Raw genomic sequence first — 16,703 nt, forward strand, 5'->3', positions numbered from 1 at the left:
AGCCCCGACGCCGCGTCGCTGCTGAACCAGACCTTCAAGACCGACGCCGTCCAGGACGAGATGCTCGTCGGCGTCGCGAAGATCACCGCCGCCACCGAGTAACACCCCCGCTCGACCGATCGGGCACGTAGCCGATCACCGAGAAGAACCCCGTTCGCGAAGAAGAACCCCGATCAATCGTGGTTCGTCTTCGTGAACGGGGTTCTCGGCGTCCGGGTCAGGAGGCGCCGACCGCTACTCGGCCTTCTCGGTCTGCCACTTCTCGGGCGCCCGGTCACCGTTCGGGCGCACCGGCCGGACGTCGCCCACGATGGGGATGGCCCTCTTGCGGAGCGCCCAGAGGTAGCGCACGAAGAAGTGCGTGAGGGTCGAGAGACGGTTGCCGTTCCCGAGGAGGCTCGTGATGTGGACGAACACCCACAGCAGCCAGGCGACGGGGCCGGTCAGCGTGAAGCCGTTGGGCAACTGCACCACGGCGGCGTTCGTGCCCACCGTGGCCATGGTGCCCTTGTCGTGGTACTTGAACGGCACGAGCTTCTTGCCGGCGAGCAGGCGGACGATCTGTTCGCCGATGTGCTCGCCGCCCTGGATCGCCGGCTGGGCGAGCTGAGCGAGGGCGTCGTCGGTGGCGGCGATGTCACCCGCGGCGAAGATGCAGTCGAAGCCCTTGACCGTGAGGTCGTCGTTCACCTGGATGCGTCCACCATGGGTCTGCGGCACACCCCACGAGGCGACCTCGGCGTGGGCCGCGACGCCGGTGGCCCAGATGACGAGCTCGGCCGGGATGAACTCGCCGTCCGCGGCGACGACGCCGTCGGGACGGACCTCTTCGACACCCGTGTCGAGCCGCAGGTCGACGCCGCGCTTGCGCAGCACCTTGGCGGCGTACTTGCGCAGACGGGGGGAGAAGGGCTTGAGCAACTCGCCGCTGCGGTGCACGAGGGTGATCGTGATGCTCGACGCGTCGATCTCGGGGTAGGCGTCCTTCAACGCCTGGTCGCGCAGTTCGGCCAGCGCGCCGGCCATCTCGACGCCCGTGGCACCGCCACCGACGATGACGACGCGCACCTCGCCGCTGCCCACCGAGGCCGCGGCGTTCTCGAGCTGCGTGAAGAGCTCGTCGCGGATGCGCAGCGCCTGCGAGCGGGAGTACATCGAGTAGGCGTACTCGTAGGCGCCCTTGGTGCCGAAGTAGCTGGTGTTGACGCCGTTGGCGAGGACCAGGGCGTCGTAGGCGATCTCTTCGCCGTCGCGCAGGGTGATGATGCGCTCGTCGGCGCGGATCGTCGTGAGCAGCCCGTGGCGGAACTCGGCGTTCGACTGCTTGGACCGCAGGCTGCGCAGGAAGTAGGTGACGTCGCCCGCGTTGAGGCCGCCGGTGGCGACCTGGTACATGAGCGGCTGGAACATGTTGTAGACGTGGCGGTCGATCAGGGTGATGCGGACGTCGGCGTCTCGGAGGGACCTCATCGCCGCGATGCCGGCGAAGCCGCCGCCGACGATGACGACGTGGGGGCGGGGGTCTGCGGTCATGGGGTTGCTCCTGCGGTGTCGATCGTGTCGTCGGATCGTCGTCGACCCCGGTTGGCCGGACCCTGGCGCCGAGTCCGCCGCGAGTTTACTCGCCTCACGAGTCGGATCGTGCACCGGATGCATCGACGGACGACCCGTGACCGGGGGACTTACGGGCCCCGTCCACCGATGGTACGATCATCTAACTACTTGGTGATCGAGTTGCTCGTTCAATAAGCGACATGTGTCGCGCAGTCGTCGGACGGGACCCGAACCCCGGGCCGAGGTGGACGCCGTACCCGATCCGATTCCTCCCGGAGACCCGATGACCCCCGCCCCCGACGCGCAGACGACCGTCGCGCCCCGTGCCGAGACCCGTGCCGACACCCGCCCCGAGCCGCGGACCGACGACGTCACGGCCGTGCTCGTGGCGCTGCAACGCCTGCAGTCCCGGATCGCCTCCGTCAACGACCGGTTGGCCAAGGGCATGGGCGTCGGCGCCACGGACTACCTCGCCCTGGTCCACCTCTCGGTGCACGGCGACACCCCGCCCAAGAAGGTCGGCGAAGCCCTGGGGCTCTCGTCAGGTGCCATGACGGCCCTCGCCGACCGGCTCGAGGCCGCCGGTCTCGTCGTCCGGCTCCAGCACCCGACCGATCGACGCAGCTTCGTCCTGGCGCTCACTGCCGAGGGGTCGAGCGGCGTGGACGAGGCCGGCATCCTCTACGGACGAGTCGTGCAGGAGGCGCTGTCCGCGTCCCGTCGTCCCGTCGCCGAGGCGGTCTTCCGCGACCTGGGCGACGCCCTCGGGGTCGCGACTCCGTGAGGACGACCGACGCCGCGCCTCCTGGTCGGGAGGTCGGGCGGCAGGCAGGGGACGACGCCCGGGCCCCCGAGGCCCGGCGACCCGCTAGGGTCGGCTCGTGAGACTCTCGGTGACGTGGACGGCAGGCGGTGCGCAGCACGGCATGCAGGTGCACGACGATCATCTCGTCTACGTCCTCCGTGACACCGCCGGCCGCCCCACCACGCACGAGATCCCCGCCGGTTCCCTCGAGACCGTCGACTACTCGACGGTCGCGGATCGACCGGTCATCACGCTCAACGAACGGGACGGCACGCAGACGTCGTTCCCGTGCCCCCGCAAGATCGCCCGGGTGCTCTACCCCGCGATCAAGTGGCTCACCGTCTGACGGCGACCGCTACGAGGTGCGCTCGAGGTCGGTGACGTGCGAGCGCCGACGGACCGCGACCTCTCGCCTCCGCGCCTTGACCGCCCCGCGGAAGCCGACCTCGGCGACGATCGCGCCGGCGATCATCAGTGAGAAGCCGGCGAGCCCGGTGGGCAGGCCGAACATCGTGGGGGCGTCCCAGTCGAAGGTGAACGCCAGGACGGCCAGGCCGATCGCCACGAGGGCGAAACCGGCGACCGACAGGCAGACGCGGCGGGCTCTCGGTGCACTCATCGGTTCAGCGTAGGCAACACCTGACGTCCGGTGACGGCGTTCTCAGGGGACGCGGATGGTTCTGCCGCGTAGCCCCCAGCCGACCCGGTGGGCGGGCGGGTCCACAGGATGCGTGATTGCACTCCCGGCATGAAAGTGCAATCATCGTCTTCGGCCGCGAGGCCCCCGGCGACGTCGCCGATCACGAGAGCGACGAGACCAGGAGGCGCGCGATGGCCACGACCGCCGGCAAGACGGCCCAGCGTCGGCTGCGCACCCGCGTCGAGTTGACCGCTGCCGCCCGGCGCCTGACCGCCGAGCACGGACTCGCCGGCTTCACCATCGAGGAGCTCTGCGCCTCGGTCGGCATCTCGCGTCGGACGTTCTTCAACCACTTCGCGTCGAAGGACGACGTCGTCGTCGGCGTCGCGCTCGACGACGACGACGAGGCGCTCGACGGGTACTCGTCCTCGCGACGCGACCCGCGCCTCCCGCCCTTGTCGACCGTCTTCGACGACCTGGGCGCGCTCGTCGTCGAGCGTGTCGAGAACGTCGGCCTCACCCGCGGGCAGGCCGCGCACTTCAAGGCCGCACTCGACCGCGAGCCCCGCCTGTTCGGCGCCATGATGCGGCAGGGCGACGAGCAGCGGCGACGCGTCGTCTCGGCCGTGGCCGCACACGAGGGGCTCGACGGGGGCGATCCCCGCATCGACGTCGCGGTGACCCTGCTCACCGGGCTCGTCCAGCGGGCCTTCGAACGGTTCTTCTCCGCCGAGGGGCGGGACGACGAGCGCTTCGACGCCGTCCTCGCCGACCAGCTCGTGATCGCCCGGGAGCTCTTCGCCGCCGCGGCGCCTCGTGGCCCCGCCTCCTCGCCCGCCCCGACCCACCCTGCCGACCACGACCGAAAGGCGCTGTGACCCAGCCATGACGACCACCACCGCAGCGAAGGCCGACGCGCCCTTCCTCTTGACGAAGAGACGCATCTGGATCATCTTCGGCGCCCTCATCTCGGGCATGCTGCTGTCGAGCCTCGACCAGACGATCGTGTCGACGGCCATGCCGACCATCGTCGGCGAGCTCGGCGGCGTCGAGCACCAGGCCTGGATCACCACCGCGTACCTGCTCGCCACGACGATCGTCATGCCGATCTACGGCAAGTTCGGCGACGTCCTCGGCCGCCGCAACCTGTTCCTCGTCGCGATCGCGATCTTCACCCTCGCGAGCATCGGCTGCGCCTTCGCCACCGACTTCTGGATGTTCGTGGTGTTCCGCGCGATCCAGGGCCTCGGCGGCGGCGGTCTGATGATCCTCTCGCAGGCGATCATCGCCGACATCGTGCCCGCCTCCGAGCGCGGCAAGTACCTCGGACCGCTCGGCGCGGTCTTCGGCCTGTCGGCCATCGGCGGGCCCCTGCTCGGCGGCTTCTTCGTCGACCACCTCACCTGGCAGTGGGCGTTCTACATCAACATCCCCGTCGGCATCGCGGCGTTCGCCATCACCTGGGCCGCCCTGACGCTGCCGAGCAAGAAGGCCACCAAGCGCATCGACGTGCTCGGCGTGGTGCTGCTGTCGGCGGCGACCACCTGCCTGATCTTCTTCACCGAGTTCGGCGGTCAGGACGACCACGGCTGGGGTGCGCCCGAGACCTGGCTCTGGGGCGCCGGAGTCGTGGTGGCGGCGTCGCTGTTCGTGCTCGTCGAGTCGCGTGCCGACGACCCGATCATCCCGCTGTCGTTCTTCCGCAACAAGGTGTTCGTGCTGGCGACCGCCGTCGGCTTCGTGCTCGGCATCGGCATGTTCTCGGCCATCGCGTTCGTGCCGACCTTCCTGCAGATGTCGTCGGGCGCGTCCGCGGCCGTCTCGGGCCTGCTGCTGCTGCCGATGATGGTCGGCCTGATCGGCACGTCGATCCTGTCGGGCAACCTGATCACCCGCACCGGCAAGTACAAGGTGTTCCCGGTGGTCGGCACGATCCTGACCGGCATCGCCATGGCGCTGTTCACGACCCTGACCGCCGACACCCCGCTCTGGCTGATCTGCGTGTTCTTCTTCCTGTTCGGTGCGGGCCTCGGCCTGATCATGCAGGTCGTCGTGCTCGTGGTGCAGAACTCGGTCGACGCCCAGAACGTGGGCACGGCGACCAGCACGAACAACTACTTCCGCGAGGTGGGCGCCGCGCTCGGCGTCGCGATCTTCGGTGCGTTGTTCACGAGCCGGCTCACCTCGAACCTGACGGACGTCTTCACGGGCGCCGGGGCGTCGGCCGGTGACGCCTCGCAGGCCACGGCGACCCTCGACCCCGCGACGCTGAACCAGCTGCCCGAGCAGATCCGTCGTCTCGTCGTCGAGGCCTACGCCGATTCGCTGGCGCCGGTCTTCGCCTACCTGATCCCGTTCATCGCGGTGGCGTTCGTGCTGTCGCTCTTCCTGCCGCAGATCAGACTCTCCGACGTGGCCGGCATGGTGTCCCGCGGCGAGGCGCTGTCGGGCGACGAGGCCGAGCAGCTCGAGGCCGCCGAGCGCGCCGCGCACGGTCGTGGCGCCGGGCGGGCCGGGAGGCGCGGTGCCGGGACGGCGTCCGAGGTGGCGACCGCCGGTGCGGTGGCGACCGGGGCTCCGGTCGCGCCGCTCGACGGGGCCGACGAGCGGGACGACGCCGACGAGCGTGTCGCCGACGGGGCCGACGAGCGGGACGACGCCGACCGCCCGTAGCCGGTCGGATCGCGGGGGCGCCGGGTCAGACGGCGGCGGGGCCCTGGGCGGGCAGGGCCGCGGCCGCGGCCGAGGTGCGGGCGGGGGCGGACGCGAGTCGCGCCTCCTGGGCGGCGTCCCAGACGACGCCGTCGACGTCGTCCTCGCGCAGGCGTGTGGGGGTGCTGTGGGTGCTCATGGGTGTCTCCTCGGGCGGGCCCGTCGGGTCGGACGCGTCAGACGATGGTGCGGCACGGTGGGGTCGTGCCGCGGCCCCCAGTTCGTGGGCTGTGATCGATCACCGTAGCGGATGCGCGCGGGGCGTCGTGACCGGTGTCCGCGGCCGGCGCCGCGCCTCCTGGTCCACGGTCCCTAGGATCGTGCGCATGAGCACGCCAGGTGAGGACCGATGATCCACGACGTCGCGCTGGTGGGACACGGCGTGCGGCTCGATCCGCTCGCCGTCGAGGACGCGGCCGCGCTCTGGCCGCTGACCGACGACGGGCTGTGGGCGGGCATGGTGACGCCGCGTCCGGCGAGCGTCGCGGCCTACGCCGAGCACGTGGAGGCGCAACTCGCGAACCCGACGACCCTCGCGTTCACGGTGCGCGGCGCGGTCGACGGCGAGGTGCGGGGCACCACGACCCTCTACGATCTCGTGCCGGCGCAGGGCCGGGTCGAGATCGGCAGCACCTGGTACGGCCGCGCCTTCTGGGGAGGACGGACGAACCCCGCCACCAAGCTGCTGCTGCTCACGCACGCGTTCGACGCCCTCGGCCTGAACCGGGTCGCGCTGCGCTGCGACGCCCGCAACCTGCGGAGCGCGGCAGCGATCCGTCGGCTGGGCGCCGTCCCCGAGGGGGTGCTGCGTTCGCACCGCGTCGCCGCCGACGGCACCCTGGGCGACACGGCCTACTTCTCGATCGTCCGCGCCGAGTGGCCCGACGTACGGGCCGGCCTGGAGGCGCGGCTCGCCTAGTCGCGGGTCGCCGGCGCGGCGACCTCCAACGCCTCGAAGAGCTCGTCGGCGACCAGGTGGGACTCGTTCGACATGAGGGTGATCGAGGCCCCGCCCTCGGCGTCGACCATCACCCAGCGGCCGCCACGGCGCCGACGGCGTTCGTCCACCGGAGTGACACGGACGTCGTGCAGCGCGGCGACGGGCCACTCCTCGGCCGTCACCCCCCGGAGGCGCGAGACCGGGTCGGGCATGTAGCGCAACCGCGTCGTCGACAGGGCGAAGCGACCGGGGTAGGCCGCGCCTCCCGTGGGCAGGACGCGCTCGGCGAAGGTGCCCCAGAGGAGGCGCTCGCCGGGGTCCACGGGGAGGCGTCGCCACGACGAGAGGGCGAGGGTGCGCAGGGCGAGCACCACGACGGCGGCGGCGAAGAGGACGGTGCCGACGAGCATGACGAACCACGAGCCGTCCCGGCCCTCGGACTGCGCCCGCCAGGTGAGCTGGGCGACGAACAGGAGGGTCAGGAACGCGTACAGGCTGATCATCCAAGCCTGAGCGGCCCGCAGCTTCTGCTCGGAACGGTGGCGAGGCGGGTCGGGCACGGCCTTGTCCATGAAGGATTGTCTACACCAGGGGAGTGGCGGGATCGTCGCCGACGCCTCGGGGGCACGGCCCGGTACGGTGACGGCATGTCCGACGAGACCTGGGTCGTGTTCGACGACGAGCCGAAGCAGCGGGTGCTGGTGCGGGCGATGCGGGTCTTCCTGCCGGCGACCGTGATCCTCGGGACGGCCGGTGCCTTCTTCTCTCGAGGCGGCGAGTCGCTGGTCGATCTGTTCGGCCCGATCGCCGTGCCGATCTCGTTCGTGTTCTGGGCGACCGCCGCCGCGGTCGGGTGGAACGTCGTGCTGTGGCTCAACGCCCCCTTCGCGATCGACCTCGAGGGGCGTCGACTGCGCATCCGCCATCGGGTGGTGCCGTTCGACCAGGTCGAACGGGCCGAGCTCGTGGGGCTGAGCGACGGCGACCAGGCCGGTCTGCTGCTGAAGATCGGCCGACGTCGGGGGCCGACGGCGTCCGTGCTGCTCAGGGAGCGGTCGACGCCCGCGCTCGACGACGCCCGACGCGACCTGCTGATCGAGGTGATCCGCGCCTCCTCGATCGCCCGCCCGGTGAGCCCGCACGACCCCACCGGGAAGTTCGGGCGGTTCACCTTCCCGGGGACGCTGGACAAGGCCGGGGCCGAGCAGGTCGTCCGCGACCCGCCGGCCCCGGGTGAGCCCGCGCCCTGACGGGTGACCGCCGCCGCGCCGCGCTGCGCCCCGCCGCGCGCCGCCACGATGTACACAGCCCGCCACGAGATCTCGTGGCGGGCTGTGGACATCGTGGCGGCTTGAGGGGCCCGCCGGGTTCGACTCAGCGGCGACGCAGGCGCAGGCGGCCGGCGACGAGCGCACCGGCCCCGGCGAGGACGGCACCGAGGGCCCAGGTCAGCGCGGCCGACGGCTCCGATCCCGTGTAGGCGAGCGACGTCGCGCGGGTCGGCGTCACGGCGGCGACGCGACGAAGCGGCAGTGCGGTCGGGGCGACGGTGCCCGGGGTCGTGACGGCGGGCACGACGACGGCTGCGGCGACCGAGAAGACGACGGCCTCCGAGAAGTCGCTCTCCGTCGTGAAGTCGGCGTCGAAGGTGTAGGCGTCCGTCGCGAAGTCGCCGGCGGGCAGGACGAAGCGGGCCGCGAAGCGTCCGTCCGCGTCCACGGGCACCACGGCCGTCGCGGAGCCCGAGACCTCGTAGGGGACGGGGTCGACGTCGACCGAGATCTCGAAGGCGATCTCGTCGCCCGTGGGCTCGGCGTCGGACGTCGGGTCGGGGTCAGCCGACGGGTCGGGCTCAGTCGTCGGGCCGGCATCCGGCGACGGCGCATCGGTCGACGGGTCGGGCAGATCGGTGACCAGCTCGTCGGCGTCGTAGACCTCGACGAGGGCGTAGCCGCCGGGGATGCCGTTCTGGCCGTTCACGGTGACGACACCGGCCGTCGCGCCGACCGGTGCGACGAGCGCGGGGGCCGGGACGGAGGCCGTCACCGGCACGTCGGACGAGGTCGAGAGGCCGCTGCCGTCCGTGACCGTGACCGTGACGACGCCCCCGACGGCGAAGGTCGCCGGCAGCTCCACCCAGAACACCGTCGATCCGTCCTCGTCGAAGACGGGGGAGTCGTCGAACGAGACGTAGTCGGCATCGGCGGGCACGCCGTCGCCCGACACCGTGACGTCCACGACGTCACCGGGCGTGAAGCCCTGGGCGACGACCGGGAAGGCCTGGCCCGGGTGCGCGGCGGTGACGGGGATGAGGACGAAGAGGTCGTCGACGACCACGTCGGCCGCGGCTTCTGCCGGAGCGACCTCCTGGGTCGAGGCCGGGGTCTCGACCGGGGCGTCGGCCTCCGGTGAGGCCGCGTGGGTCGTTCCCTCCGACGATCCGCTGGTGTCGGTGGCGCCGCTCGCGGGCGTCGCGGGGGCGACGGCCGGGGCGTCGGGTCCGGCCTGGTCGGGCACCGCCGGTGCGGCCTCGCCCGGGACGGTCACGGCGGTGGCGCTCGTCGAGTCGGCCGACGTCGAGTCGGTCGGCGTCGAGGTGCCGGTCGGGGCGTCGGTCGACACGGGGTCGCCCTCGGCGGCGAAGGCCGTGGCGGGCGTGAGGACGAGGGCCGCGGCCAAGGCGACGGCGGGCAGGGCGGTGGCGGCGCCGAGGCGGCGTGATGTGGTCATGGTTCCCCCGGGACGAGTGGTGCCGCGCGTCGGGTGAGCGCGGTCGGTCGACTGTAGACAGCACGGTCGGGCCGGTCGACGGGCGGAGTCGGCTGCGGGCCTCGTCGTGACGAGACCGTGATGCCGTTGTCCCCCGTCCCGCGGCGATCGGGTACGACCGTTGCGCGATCGAGACGGCCCGCGCCTCCTCTGCTCGGTAGCGTCGGGGCATGGGGACGACGACGAAACGGGTCGGGGCGGCGTTCGCGTCGACGCTCGCGACGACGATGCTGTTGGTGGCGTGCACGAGTGGCGGTGCGGGCGGTGACGACCCGGAGCCGTCGACGCCGGTGGCCTCCGGGCCGACGGCGAAGCCGACACCGGTCGCCGACTCGCCGGTCACCGAACTCGGGGTGGACTGCGCGGGCCTCCTGTCGGCCGAGACCGCCGGTGCCTTCGACGCGTCATGGACTCCGCGGGACTACTACGACCGCGACTCCGTCAGACCCTCGGACTACGCGATCGCCCAAGAAGGAGGGCTCTCGTGCACGTGGAACGACGGAGGGTCGTCGGACGGCAAGAACAACCCGACCGGGGGCGGCGGCTACAGCGGCCTGCTCGTGCAGGTTCTCCCGCACGCCGGTGACACGTGGCCGCGGTTCGTCGAGATCTACGGCGACGACCCCGACGGCCGGTGCTTCGGCGACGAGACCTTCCGGGGCTGCACCTTCGACCAGCTGGTCGGCGACAGCTGGGTGTCGATCATCGCGACGGAATTCGCGCCGTCCGTCGAGGCCACCTCCGAGCAGCGCTTCGCGCCGGTCGTCGCCGAGGTGACCGAGGTCGTCTCGTCGGCCGACGTGGTGGACGACCCCTGGCCGCTCGGCGGCCCGGCCCGGCCCTGGTCCTGCGTGGCCGACGCCGCGCTCGAGCGCGAGGCCCTCGGCGCGGGTGACGACCTGTTCGTGCTGACCCCGGGCGGTGGCTGGTCGGTCTACGCCGCGGCCTGGAGTCGGGCGGTCGCCACGTCGTGCTCGATCCTCGACGACACGACGCCCTACAGCAGCGAGAGCGTCCTGGCCGGAGGTGCCTGGGCCCTCGAGCAGCGCATCGAGTTCGGCCTGCTCGACCCCGACACGGCCGTGACCGTTCCCGGGCTCGCGGACGGTGACCGGGCGTACCGGTCCTGCTCGGCGACGGAGTGCGTCACCGACCTCGTGCTGGGCGACGACTGGGCCCGGCTCACGGTCGAGCGCGCCACGGTGCCCGACACGGAGGCCGCCAGCGAGCGGCTCGTCGAGGGCTACGTCGCGCGGGCGGCGGCCTCGGTCTGATGGTGAGTGCCCTCCGTCGAAACGGGTGATCGTTGGAGGGCACTCACTGCCGATGGTCTTCGGGAACCGATCGGCCACCCCTCGCGAGCCGGGTTCAGGCCGGCCCGCGAAGGGTTCGGTGAACAGACTCGCAGTCGCGTGGCACCCTGAAAAGGGGCTGGACAAAGTTGGTCGTCATCGTTTACGCAGGTCCGGCGGCCATGGCGCGGTTCGCGCTGGAGGTCAGAGTTCGAGGCGGCGCTCGACGACGTCCCGGGCGACGTCGGCCAGGCGGGCGTTGTGGGCACGAGCATGGCGCCGGAGGACGTCGAAGGCGGCGTCGGTGCTGACGCGGCGGGTCTCGGACACGACGCCCTTGGCCTGCTCGATGACGACGCGCGTGCCGAGGGCGGACTGCAACTGTTTCTGCACGACGTCGCCCTCGCGCACCGTGCGCTCGTGCAGGATGCCGATCGTGGCGACGTCCGCCAGCGCCTGAGCGGCGCGGATGTCACGGGGGTTCAGATCGCCGGTCTCTCGACGCAGGAGGTTGAGCGTGCCGATCGTCTCGGCCCTGAGTCGGAGGGGGATCGCGAACACCGAGGCGAAGCCGTGCTCGGACGCGGCCCGGGCGAACGGCAGCCACCGGTCGGGCACGGTGCCGAGGTCGGGCACGCTGACGGAGGCGCCGGTGACGTAGCAGTCGAAGCAGGGGCCCTCTTCGGAGTCCAGTTGCATGACCTCGATCAGGTACGACGCCTCGCTGGTCGAGGCCACGACGTCGAGCGCCCCGTCGGCCTCGGCCAGCAGGATGCCCGCGGCGCTCACGTCGAACAGGTCGACCGTGGTGTCGACCAGGGTCTGCAGCAGTTCGACGACGTCGTAGTCGGCGACGAGGGTGTCGGCCAGGGTGGTGAAGACGTCGACGAGATGGGTCTCCCGGTCGGTGTTACTCATTGCGGTGTTCCTCGATTCCGTGTTCTGAGGCCGAGAACGTCAACCGCCCACGGAGGATGTCGGTGGCCACGTCGATCACGCGGGCCCCGGTCGAGAACGCGTAGCCCTGCAAGAGGAGGTGCGCATCGTCGGCCGACACCCGGGCCTGGACGAGGATTCGTCCCGTGGCCTGGTGCACGATGCGGCGCGAGTGCGCCCCGACGGGCTCGACTTCGAGGTTGTTGTCGCGTCGCTCCCGTTCGAGCGTGTGGCGCAGGACGGCGCGACTGACGGCTCGGGCCAGAATCTTGGCCCGCACCACGGCCTCGCCCGGCATCTCGTCCGGCCGGTCGCTGTACAGGTCGATGGCACCCAGCTGCAGGGGGCCCACCCGGACGGGGAACACGAACATCGCCTGGACGTCGAGGTCGACGATCGCGGGGCCGAACGTGGGCCAGACGGCACTGGACGACGCGCGCGCGTCGGACACCAGCACCGGGCTGCCGGTGCGCATGGCGTCCCAGCACGGGCCCTCGCCGAGGTCGAACTGCAGCTCGTCGAGCCGCAGGGCCGTGTCGTCTGTCGCCGTCAGGGTCTCGCTGCCGAGGACGGGGCCCACGGTGGCGATCGAGACCCCGGAGACGGGGAAGAGGTCGAGGAAGGGCCGTGACAACGAATCACCGATCGGCGCACGACTCAGCGCCTCGACCGCGTCGTCGAATGTCGTCATGGTCACCGCCCGGTTCGCTGGATGAGTCTCGTCGAGCTTAGGGAATCTCGGGTCGTCGCGGGCGACCAGGGCGGAGGCGCGTCGACCCGTCTCGATCAACTCTGGGTGAGGTCGGGTTCGGAGTACGCGCTGTCGACGTGCGCCTCCGGGTCGAGAGGGTTGGCCGACGGTGCGTGCCGCAACGCGTCGAGGCGTCGCTTCATGTAGGCGAGCGCATCGGCGTTGTCGGGCTCGGGCAAGTCGGTGTGAGCACTCTCGGCCATCAGCGGTGCACCCCCGCCGAGCAACAGGATGGCTCGCACCTCGTCACCGTCCGAGCTGATCGCTGCGAGTTCGACGTCGTCCGCGTCGTGGTGGTGGGCCAACGCGGCGGCGTACTCGAGGACCGTGTCGGCGGTCTCGTCGCCGAGCAAGAACGACTTGTCGGCGAAGGTCATGTGCTTCACCGGGTGCTCCCTCGCGAGGACCTGCCGTCGTGGGCGCGACGGGGCAGGAAGAAGTCTTCGTAGGCGGGCAGTCGGTACGCACTGCTGCTCCGGTCGATGCCGGTCACACCGATGCTCACGCGGTGTGCTCGAGAGATGCCGGGTTTGGGGTACGTGTGGATCACCGCGGGTCGAGCGAACGGATTGGTTTCGTAGGTGCTCATGACCGACCTTCCTCCCGGGGTGACCGACCTCCGCTGGCCCGGGGATCGGTCTCCAATCTATGAAGACCCCCCGTTCTGGTGAAGAGGGTTGACCTGTCGTCAGTTTCGTGGGAGAGAGAATTATCGGGTTGAAAGGGCCGGTGTCGGGGGACAGATGTCGTGTAGCGTCTGGTCGCATCGGTCGTCCATCGACCCGTGCGTCGAGCGGCCGTCTGGGCCCTGGTCGCTCCGCTCTCGCAGAAGGCCAGACATGGGAAAACTCGCTTACGACCGCTCGTTGACCATCGATTTCGACGACCGCACCCTCGCCCATCTCCAGATCGTCATCGGCATGAAGATGCGTCGCGGTGAGTCGTTCTACTTCTCGTGGAAGGACGATCAGCAGGTCGGAGACGGCCGCACGAGCATCTGGCTGCACCCGACCATCCCGCTGGTGTACAAGTACTATGGCTCGCGCAGCCCGGCCATCAACCCTGCATGGATCCACGCCCTCGAGGTCAGTGCCAACACGAACGCGGGTCTGCAGATCGTGCCCGAGCCCTCCGTGCCCACCAGTAAGGCCACCTGATGAACCGCATCGACATCGCCTACGACGGCCATGCGTACACCCTGTCGAACACGTCGCTCGAGGACCTCAAGGCCCGCGTCCTGGCGACCGCGACCGGCGGCGAGCCGTTCTGGCTGACCGTCAACGAGGGGGCCGGCACGCTGAAGGCCGTCGAGGTGCTGATCACCGCGTCGTCGCAGCTCAGCCTGGCCGAGATCCGGCGAGAGCCGGACTACTACGCCGACTCGGCGGCGTAGTAGTCGAAGTCGGGGAGCTCGGCGACGGAGGCTGCCGACGGATCGTCGACACGGTCGTCCGTCTCGAACCAGATCTCGGTCCGACCGGTGACCAGGACGGACACGTGGCTGCCCGACGCGGTCTCGACGTCGACGAATGCCGGCGCTCCGCCGGATGCGGCGACGATCCGGCCCTTCAGGGCGTCGACGTCGCTCTCGGGCGACAGGCGGATGGCTTGTTGACGTGTGTACAGCGTCGTCACGGGCATGGGATGGACCTCTGATCTCTTGGTGGGGGTTGTCCGCCCGGTCTCGTCGTGTCCGAGGTCTGGAGACACGATGGTCGGCCGGGGCACGCACTGGTCGTCACACTAGGCCGCAGGCCTGTGAGGGGCCGCGACCCCTAGGGCGGGTCGCGGCCCCGCGACGCGACGATCGTCGCATCGGTCTCCGCCGACACGGCCGTGTGACGAGACCGTGCCGCCCGTGAAGCACTGGCAGGAGATGCTCCATCCTCTCCGGCCCGGGGAGGATGCGCACCGGGCTTGACACGAGCGTCGACGTGCCCCAAGTCGTGCTCGCGTCGTCGGTTCAACCGCCGATCAACTCGAGGGTGATGCGCCCGGCCCGCAGGTCGCGGTCGCGCATGACGGTGAGTTCGGTCCGGATCTGCGCCGTGAAGGCCGTCGTCATGGGGTTCGGCCGGCCGGAGAGCCAGAGCATCGACAGGGCCGTCCGCGCCCAGTCCTCGGCGATCGTGACGAAGCGGACGCCGGGGATCGGGATGTACGACGAGAGGTAGGGCATGAGCGAGACGCCGAGGCCGCAGGCGACCGTGCTCAGCATCGAGAGGTCGTTGACCGCGTGGATGGGGATGCGGGGGTTGAACCCGGCGCGCACGCAGGACATGACGATGCGGTCGTAGGCCTGGGGTGCGTCCTCGCGGTTGAACATGATGAAGTCGTCTTCGGCCAGTTCGCCGAGCGGCACCGAGGTCTCACTGGCCAGGCGGTGGGTGTCGGGCAGGGCCACGACCAGGGGCTCGAGTGCCAACTGCTCGACCTCGAACCCGTCGTCGATCGACCGGACGCGCGTGAAGCCCAGGTCGACCGACCCGCGGACGAGGTCGGACAGGATCGCCTGTTCCTCGCTCTCCTCGACCAGCACCCGAGCCCCCGGGTGCGACGCCGAGAACGCCCGGACCACGGTCGGCAGCAGGCCGGCGAGCACCGAGCTGATGCTGCCCACCCGCAGCGGTTGGACGTCGGCGACGACCGAGTCGAGCAGCGACTCGGTCTGCTCGATCTGGTGCAGGATGCGCTTGCCTTCGCGCTTCAGCAGCTCGCCCGCCGGAGTCAGCCGGGGGGCCGTCCGCGCCTGCCGCTCGAACAACCGCGTGCCGAGCTTCGCCTCGAGTCGCGTGATGGCCTGGCTGAGCGGCGGCTGGCTCATCTGCAACCGCGCGGCGGCCTTCGTGAACGACAGGTCGTCGGCGACCGCCATGAAGTAGGTGAGTTCTCGGATCTCCATGACGGGCCTCTCGTCGGTCGCCTCATATGCAGCGCGTATCAGATCATCCCTTTTTGGTATTTGAGGGCGCAAGTGCCGACGCAATAGACAGGGGCCATGAACGACGCCACCACCGCCTCCTCGGTACCAGGACCCACCGACCCGTCCCTCGACGCCGACGTCATCGTCGTCGGGCTCGGCGCCTGGGGGGCACAGGCGCTCTGGCGCCTCGCCGAGCGGGGACGGCGCGTGATCGGCGTCGAGCGCTTCGGCATCGGCCACCCGATGGGCTCGACCCACGGCGCGACCCGGCTGTTCCGGATCGCCTGCATGGAGCACCCGGGGCTCGCCCCGATCGCGACCCGCGCCCGCGACCTCTGGTACGACCTCGGCGAGCGCACCGGTCAGACCCTCCTGCGTCAGACCGGCGGAGTCATGGTCGGCCCCCGCGACGGCCACGTCGTCGCCGGCACCCTGCGTGCAGTCCACGAGGCCGGGCTCGAGTCGACGGTCTTCGAGCACGACGAACTCGTCGCGCGGTTCCCGCAGTACGCCGGCTTCGGCCCCGACGACATCGGCGTGTGGGACCCCGCCGCCGGCATCAGCTACCCCGAGAAGGGCGTGCGGGCCGCCGTCGAGGTGGCCCGGTCGCTCGGCACGACCGTGCTGACCGACACCCGGGTGACGGCGATCGACCCCGTCGACGGGGGAGTCGAGGTCACGGCCGGGGGACGCGTGCTGCGGGCCGCCCGCGTGGTCGTGACGCTCGGTGCCTGGACCCCGCAGTTCGTCGACCATCCCCTCGTCGCCCGCCGCACCCCGCTCTTCTGGTTCGAGGGCACGACCCCCGAGGCGACGGCACCGGGCGGCGACTTCGACCTCGCGGCCTTCCCGGTGTTCATCCGCCAGCTGCCCGACGGCACCACCCTCTGGGGCCACGGCGCCGACCAGGCCGACGGTGACGGCTACGCCGTCAAGATCGGCCTCGAGGACTCGGGCGGTGCCTTCGAGGACGCCGAGGCCGACACCGTGGACCGGTACATCCACCCCGCGGCGGACTACGGCATGCTCTCGGCAGCCGTGGCCCGGGCCTTCCCGGGGCTCGACCCGACCCCCGCCAAGGCGATCGCCTGCATGGTGACGAACTCGCCCGACCGCCAGTTCGTCATCGGCCACCCCGGCGGCGACCCCCGCGTCGTGGTCGCCGGCGGTGACAGCGGCCACGGCTTCAAGCACGCCCCCGCGATCGGGGAGTTGCTCGCGCAGCTGGCCGTCGACGAGGAACCGTTCACCGACATCGACTTCATGAGCCCCGACCGCGGCTACGACGGCACGTCCTGGCTCGACGAGGACGACCACACGGCCGCGGCCAGCGACACGGTCGACCGCCTGACCGTGCCGTCCTGATCCACCCCGCACTCCC

The 16,703-nt window shown here is 71.1% G+C and carries 21 protein-coding genes; 10 read left to right on the top strand and 11 right to left on the bottom strand.

Annotated features, from left to right (window positions below):
- Positions 1 to 234 precede the first annotated feature (234 nt).
- Positions 235 to 1,533, bottom strand: coding sequence for an NAD(P)/FAD-dependent oxidoreductase (locus ACVJ1F_RS02800; RefSeq protein WP_456884551.1), 1,299 nt, complete (start codon positions 1,531 to 1,533; stop codon positions 235 to 237).
- A 304-nt stretch (positions 1,534 to 1,837) separates the two neighbouring features.
- Between ACVJ1F_RS02800 and ACVJ1F_RS02805 the strand changes: the two genes are divergently transcribed.
- Positions 1,838 to 2,338 (top strand): MarR family winged helix-turn-helix transcriptional regulator, encoded by a 501-nt coding sequence (locus tag ACVJ1F_RS02805; protein WP_173151792.1) that lies wholly within the window; start codon positions 1,838 to 1,840, stop codon positions 2,336 to 2,338.
- A gap of 97 nt (positions 2,339 to 2,435) precedes the next feature.
- Positions 2,436 to 2,705: a hypothetical protein gene (locus ACVJ1F_RS02810; RefSeq protein WP_456884553.1), complete on the top strand. Its 270-nt coding sequence runs from the start codon at positions 2,436 to 2,438 to the stop codon at positions 2,703 to 2,705.
- Positions 2,706 to 2,714: 9 nt separating this feature from the next.
- Here ACVJ1F_RS02810 and ACVJ1F_RS02815 read toward each other — a convergent pair whose 3' ends face one another.
- Positions 2,715 to 2,978 (bottom strand): hypothetical protein, encoded by a 264-nt coding sequence (locus tag ACVJ1F_RS02815; protein WP_173151788.1) that lies wholly within the window; start codon positions 2,976 to 2,978, stop codon positions 2,715 to 2,717.
- A 212-nt stretch (positions 2,979 to 3,190) separates the two neighbouring features.
- On the opposite strand from ACVJ1F_RS02815, the gene ACVJ1F_RS02820 reads away from it, so the two are divergent.
- Positions 3,191 to 3,877, top strand: coding sequence for a TetR/AcrR family transcriptional regulator (locus tag ACVJ1F_RS02820; protein WP_456884555.1), 687 nt, complete (start codon positions 3,191 to 3,193; stop codon positions 3,875 to 3,877).
- Positions 3,878 to 3,884: 7 nt separating this feature from the next.
- Positions 3,885 to 5,672, top strand: a complete 1,788-nt coding sequence (locus ACVJ1F_RS02825; RefSeq protein WP_456884557.1) for an MDR family MFS transporter — start codon at positions 3,885 to 3,887, stop codon at positions 5,670 to 5,672.
- A gap of 25 nt (positions 5,673 to 5,697) precedes the next feature.
- Here the strand turns inward: ACVJ1F_RS02825 and ACVJ1F_RS02830 are convergent, their stop codons facing one another.
- Positions 5,698 to 5,850 (bottom strand): hypothetical protein, encoded by a 153-nt coding sequence (locus tag ACVJ1F_RS02830; protein ID WP_157485397.1) that lies wholly within the window; start codon positions 5,848 to 5,850, stop codon positions 5,698 to 5,700.
- 210 nt (positions 5,851 to 6,060) lie between these two features.
- Between ACVJ1F_RS02830 and ACVJ1F_RS02835 the strand changes: the two genes are divergently transcribed.
- Positions 6,061 to 6,630, top strand: coding sequence for a GNAT family N-acetyltransferase (locus tag ACVJ1F_RS02835; RefSeq protein WP_456884559.1), 570 nt, complete (start codon positions 6,061 to 6,063; stop codon positions 6,628 to 6,630).
- Here ACVJ1F_RS02835 and ACVJ1F_RS02840 read toward each other — a convergent pair.
- Complete coding sequence (locus ACVJ1F_RS02840; RefSeq protein ID WP_456884561.1) at positions 6,627 to 7,223, bottom strand: hypothetical protein; 597 nt, start codon at positions 7,221 to 7,223, stop codon at positions 6,627 to 6,629. The two genes, ACVJ1F_RS02835 and ACVJ1F_RS02840, sit on opposite strands and share 4 nt — an antisense overlap.
- Before the next feature lie 75 nt (positions 7,224 to 7,298).
- Here ACVJ1F_RS02840 and ACVJ1F_RS02845 point away from each other — a divergent pair, with 75 nt between their 5' ends.
- Complete coding sequence (locus tag ACVJ1F_RS02845) at positions 7,299 to 7,901, top strand: hypothetical protein (RefSeq protein WP_456884563.1); 603 nt, start codon at positions 7,299 to 7,301, stop codon at positions 7,899 to 7,901.
- A gap of 124 nt (positions 7,902 to 8,025) precedes the next feature.
- Here ACVJ1F_RS02845 and ACVJ1F_RS02850 read toward each other — a convergent pair whose 3' ends face one another.
- Positions 8,026 to 9,381 carry a hypothetical protein gene (locus tag ACVJ1F_RS02850; RefSeq protein WP_456884565.1) on the bottom strand — a complete coding sequence of 452 codons (1,356 nt, stop codon included), beginning with the start codon at positions 9,379 to 9,381 and terminating at the stop codon, positions 8,026 to 8,028.
- Between the two features lie 209 nt (positions 9,382 to 9,590).
- On the opposite strand from ACVJ1F_RS02850, the gene ACVJ1F_RS02855 reads away from it, so the two are divergent.
- Positions 9,591 to 10,694, top strand: a complete 1,104-nt coding sequence (locus ACVJ1F_RS02855) for a hypothetical protein (protein ID WP_456884567.1) — start codon at positions 9,591 to 9,593, stop codon at positions 10,692 to 10,694.
- Between the two features lie 222 nt (positions 10,695 to 10,916).
- Here ACVJ1F_RS02855 and ACVJ1F_RS02860 read toward each other — a convergent pair whose 3' ends face one another.
- From ACVJ1F_RS02860 to ACVJ1F_RS02875, 4 genes are all read right to left on the bottom strand, one after another.
- On the bottom strand, positions 10,917 to 11,630 hold the full coding sequence (locus ACVJ1F_RS02860; RefSeq protein ID WP_402752110.1) for a GAF and ANTAR domain-containing protein: 714 nt from the start codon (positions 11,628 to 11,630) through the stop codon (positions 10,917 to 10,919).
- Positions 11,623 to 12,339, bottom strand: a complete 717-nt coding sequence (locus ACVJ1F_RS02865; protein WP_456884569.1) for a GAF and ANTAR domain-containing protein — start codon at positions 12,337 to 12,339, stop codon at positions 11,623 to 11,625. Before ACVJ1F_RS02865 ends, ACVJ1F_RS02860 begins: the two co-directional genes overlap by 8 nt.
- Positions 12,340 to 12,434: 95 nt before the next feature.
- On the bottom strand, positions 12,435 to 12,785 hold the full coding sequence (locus ACVJ1F_RS02870) for a hypothetical protein (protein WP_456884571.1): 351 nt from the start codon (positions 12,783 to 12,785) through the stop codon (positions 12,435 to 12,437).
- A complete protein-coding gene (locus ACVJ1F_RS02875) occupies positions 12,782 to 12,988 on the bottom strand; it encodes a hypothetical protein (RefSeq protein WP_402752108.1) in 207 nt (68 codons plus the stop codon). Before ACVJ1F_RS02875 ends, ACVJ1F_RS02870 begins: the two co-directional genes overlap by 4 nt.
- 250 nt (positions 12,989 to 13,238) lie before the next feature.
- Here ACVJ1F_RS02875 and ACVJ1F_RS02880 point away from each other — a divergent pair, with 250 nt between their 5' ends.
- Together ACVJ1F_RS02880 and ACVJ1F_RS02885 are read left to right on the top strand one after the other, a co-directional pair.
- Positions 13,239 to 13,556: a DUF7882 family protein gene (locus tag ACVJ1F_RS02880; protein ID WP_173151765.1), complete on the top strand. Its 318-nt coding sequence runs from the start codon at positions 13,239 to 13,241 to the stop codon at positions 13,554 to 13,556.
- Positions 13,556 to 13,792 carry a hypothetical protein gene (locus ACVJ1F_RS02885; protein ID WP_456884573.1) on the top strand — a complete coding sequence of 79 codons (237 nt, stop codon included), beginning with the start codon at positions 13,556 to 13,558 and terminating at the stop codon, positions 13,790 to 13,792. Before ACVJ1F_RS02880 ends, ACVJ1F_RS02885 begins: the two co-directional genes overlap by 1 nt.
- Here ACVJ1F_RS02885 and ACVJ1F_RS02890 read toward each other — a convergent pair.
- Complete coding sequence (locus tag ACVJ1F_RS02890) at positions 13,771 to 14,040, bottom strand: hypothetical protein (protein ID WP_402752106.1); 270 nt, start codon at positions 14,038 to 14,040, stop codon at positions 13,771 to 13,773. The genes ACVJ1F_RS02885 and ACVJ1F_RS02890 overlap by 22 nt on opposite strands.
- A gap of 322 nt (positions 14,041 to 14,362) precedes the next feature.
- Entirely contained in the window at positions 14,363 to 15,301 is a 939-nt protein-coding gene (locus ACVJ1F_RS02895) for a LysR family transcriptional regulator (RefSeq protein ID WP_456884575.1), read from the bottom strand.
- A 96-nt stretch (positions 15,302 to 15,397) separates the two neighbouring features.
- Here ACVJ1F_RS02895 and solA point away from each other — a divergent pair, with 96 nt between their 5' ends.
- The gene (gene solA, locus ACVJ1F_RS02900) at positions 15,398 to 16,687 is read left to right on the top strand and encodes an N-methyl-L-tryptophan oxidase (RefSeq protein ID WP_456884576.1); all 1,290 of its coding nucleotides are present in this window, start codon (positions 15,398 to 15,400) and stop codon (positions 16,685 to 16,687) included.
- Positions 16,688 to 16,703: the final 16 nt, after the last annotated feature.

It is taken from the genome of Frigoribacterium sp. 2355 (assembly GCF_054060695.1).

Bases quoted from the DNA above. Each gene is read 5' to 3' on its own strand.
- ACVJ1F_RS02815 (WP_173151788.1), bottom strand. From the start codon at position 2,978: ATGAGTGCACCGAGAGCCCGCCGCGTCTGCCTGTCGGTCGCCGGTTTC.
- ACVJ1F_RS02875 (WP_402752108.1), bottom strand. From the start codon at position 12,988: ATGAGCACCTACGAAACCAATCCGTTCGCTCGACCCGCGGTGATCCAC.
- ACVJ1F_RS02890 (WP_402752106.1), bottom strand. From the start codon at position 14,040: ATGCCCGTGACGACGCTGTACACACGTCAACAAGCCATCCGCCTGTCG.
- ACVJ1F_RS02805 (WP_173151792.1), top strand. From the start codon at position 1,838: ATGACCCCCGCCCCCGACGCGCAGACGACCGTCGCGCCCCGTGCCGAG.
- ACVJ1F_RS02895 (WP_456884575.1), bottom strand. From the start codon at position 15,301: ATGGAGATCCGAGAACTCACCTACTTCATGGCGGTCGCCGACGACCTG.
- ACVJ1F_RS02825 (WP_456884557.1), top strand. From the start codon at position 3,885: ATGACGACCACCACCGCAGCGAAGGCCGACGCGCCCTTCCTCTTGACG.
- ACVJ1F_RS02860 (WP_402752110.1), bottom strand. From the start codon at position 11,630: ATGAGTAACACCGACCGGGAGACCCATCTCGTCGACGTCTTCACCACC.
- ACVJ1F_RS02820 (WP_456884555.1), top strand. From the start codon at position 3,191: ATGGCCACGACCGCCGGCAAGACGGCCCAGCGTCGGCTGCGCACCCGC.
- ACVJ1F_RS02855 (WP_456884567.1), top strand. From the start codon at position 9,591: ATGGGGACGACGACGAAACGGGTCGGGGCGGCGTTCGCGTCGACGCTC.
- ACVJ1F_RS02850 (WP_456884565.1), bottom strand. From the start codon at position 9,381: ATGACCACATCACGCCGCCTCGGCGCCGCCACCGCCCTGCCCGCCGTC.
- ACVJ1F_RS02835 (WP_456884559.1), top strand. From the start codon at position 6,061: ATGATCCACGACGTCGCGCTGGTGGGACACGGCGTGCGGCTCGATCCG.
- ACVJ1F_RS02830 (WP_157485397.1), bottom strand. From the start codon at position 5,850: ATGAGCACCCACAGCACCCCCACACGCCTGCGCGAGGACGACGTCGAC.
- ACVJ1F_RS02865 (WP_456884569.1), bottom strand. From the start codon at position 12,339: ATGACGACATTCGACGACGCGGTCGAGGCGCTGAGTCGTGCGCCGATC.
- ACVJ1F_RS02885 (WP_456884573.1), top strand. From the start codon at position 13,556: ATGAACCGCATCGACATCGCCTACGACGGCCATGCGTACACCCTGTCG.
- solA (WP_456884576.1), top strand. From the start codon at position 15,398: ATGAACGACGCCACCACCGCCTCCTCGGTACCAGGACCCACCGACCCG.
- ACVJ1F_RS02800 (WP_456884551.1), bottom strand. From the start codon at position 1,533: ATGACCGCAGACCCCCGCCCCCACGTCGTCATCGTCGGCGGCGGCTTC.
- ACVJ1F_RS02845 (WP_456884563.1), top strand. From the start codon at position 7,299: ATGTCCGACGAGACCTGGGTCGTGTTCGACGACGAGCCGAAGCAGCGG.
- ACVJ1F_RS02880 (WP_173151765.1), top strand. From the start codon at position 13,239: ATGGGAAAACTCGCTTACGACCGCTCGTTGACCATCGATTTCGACGAC.
- ACVJ1F_RS02840 (WP_456884561.1), bottom strand. From the start codon at position 7,223: ATGGACAAGGCCGTGCCCGACCCGCCTCGCCACCGTTCCGAGCAGAAG.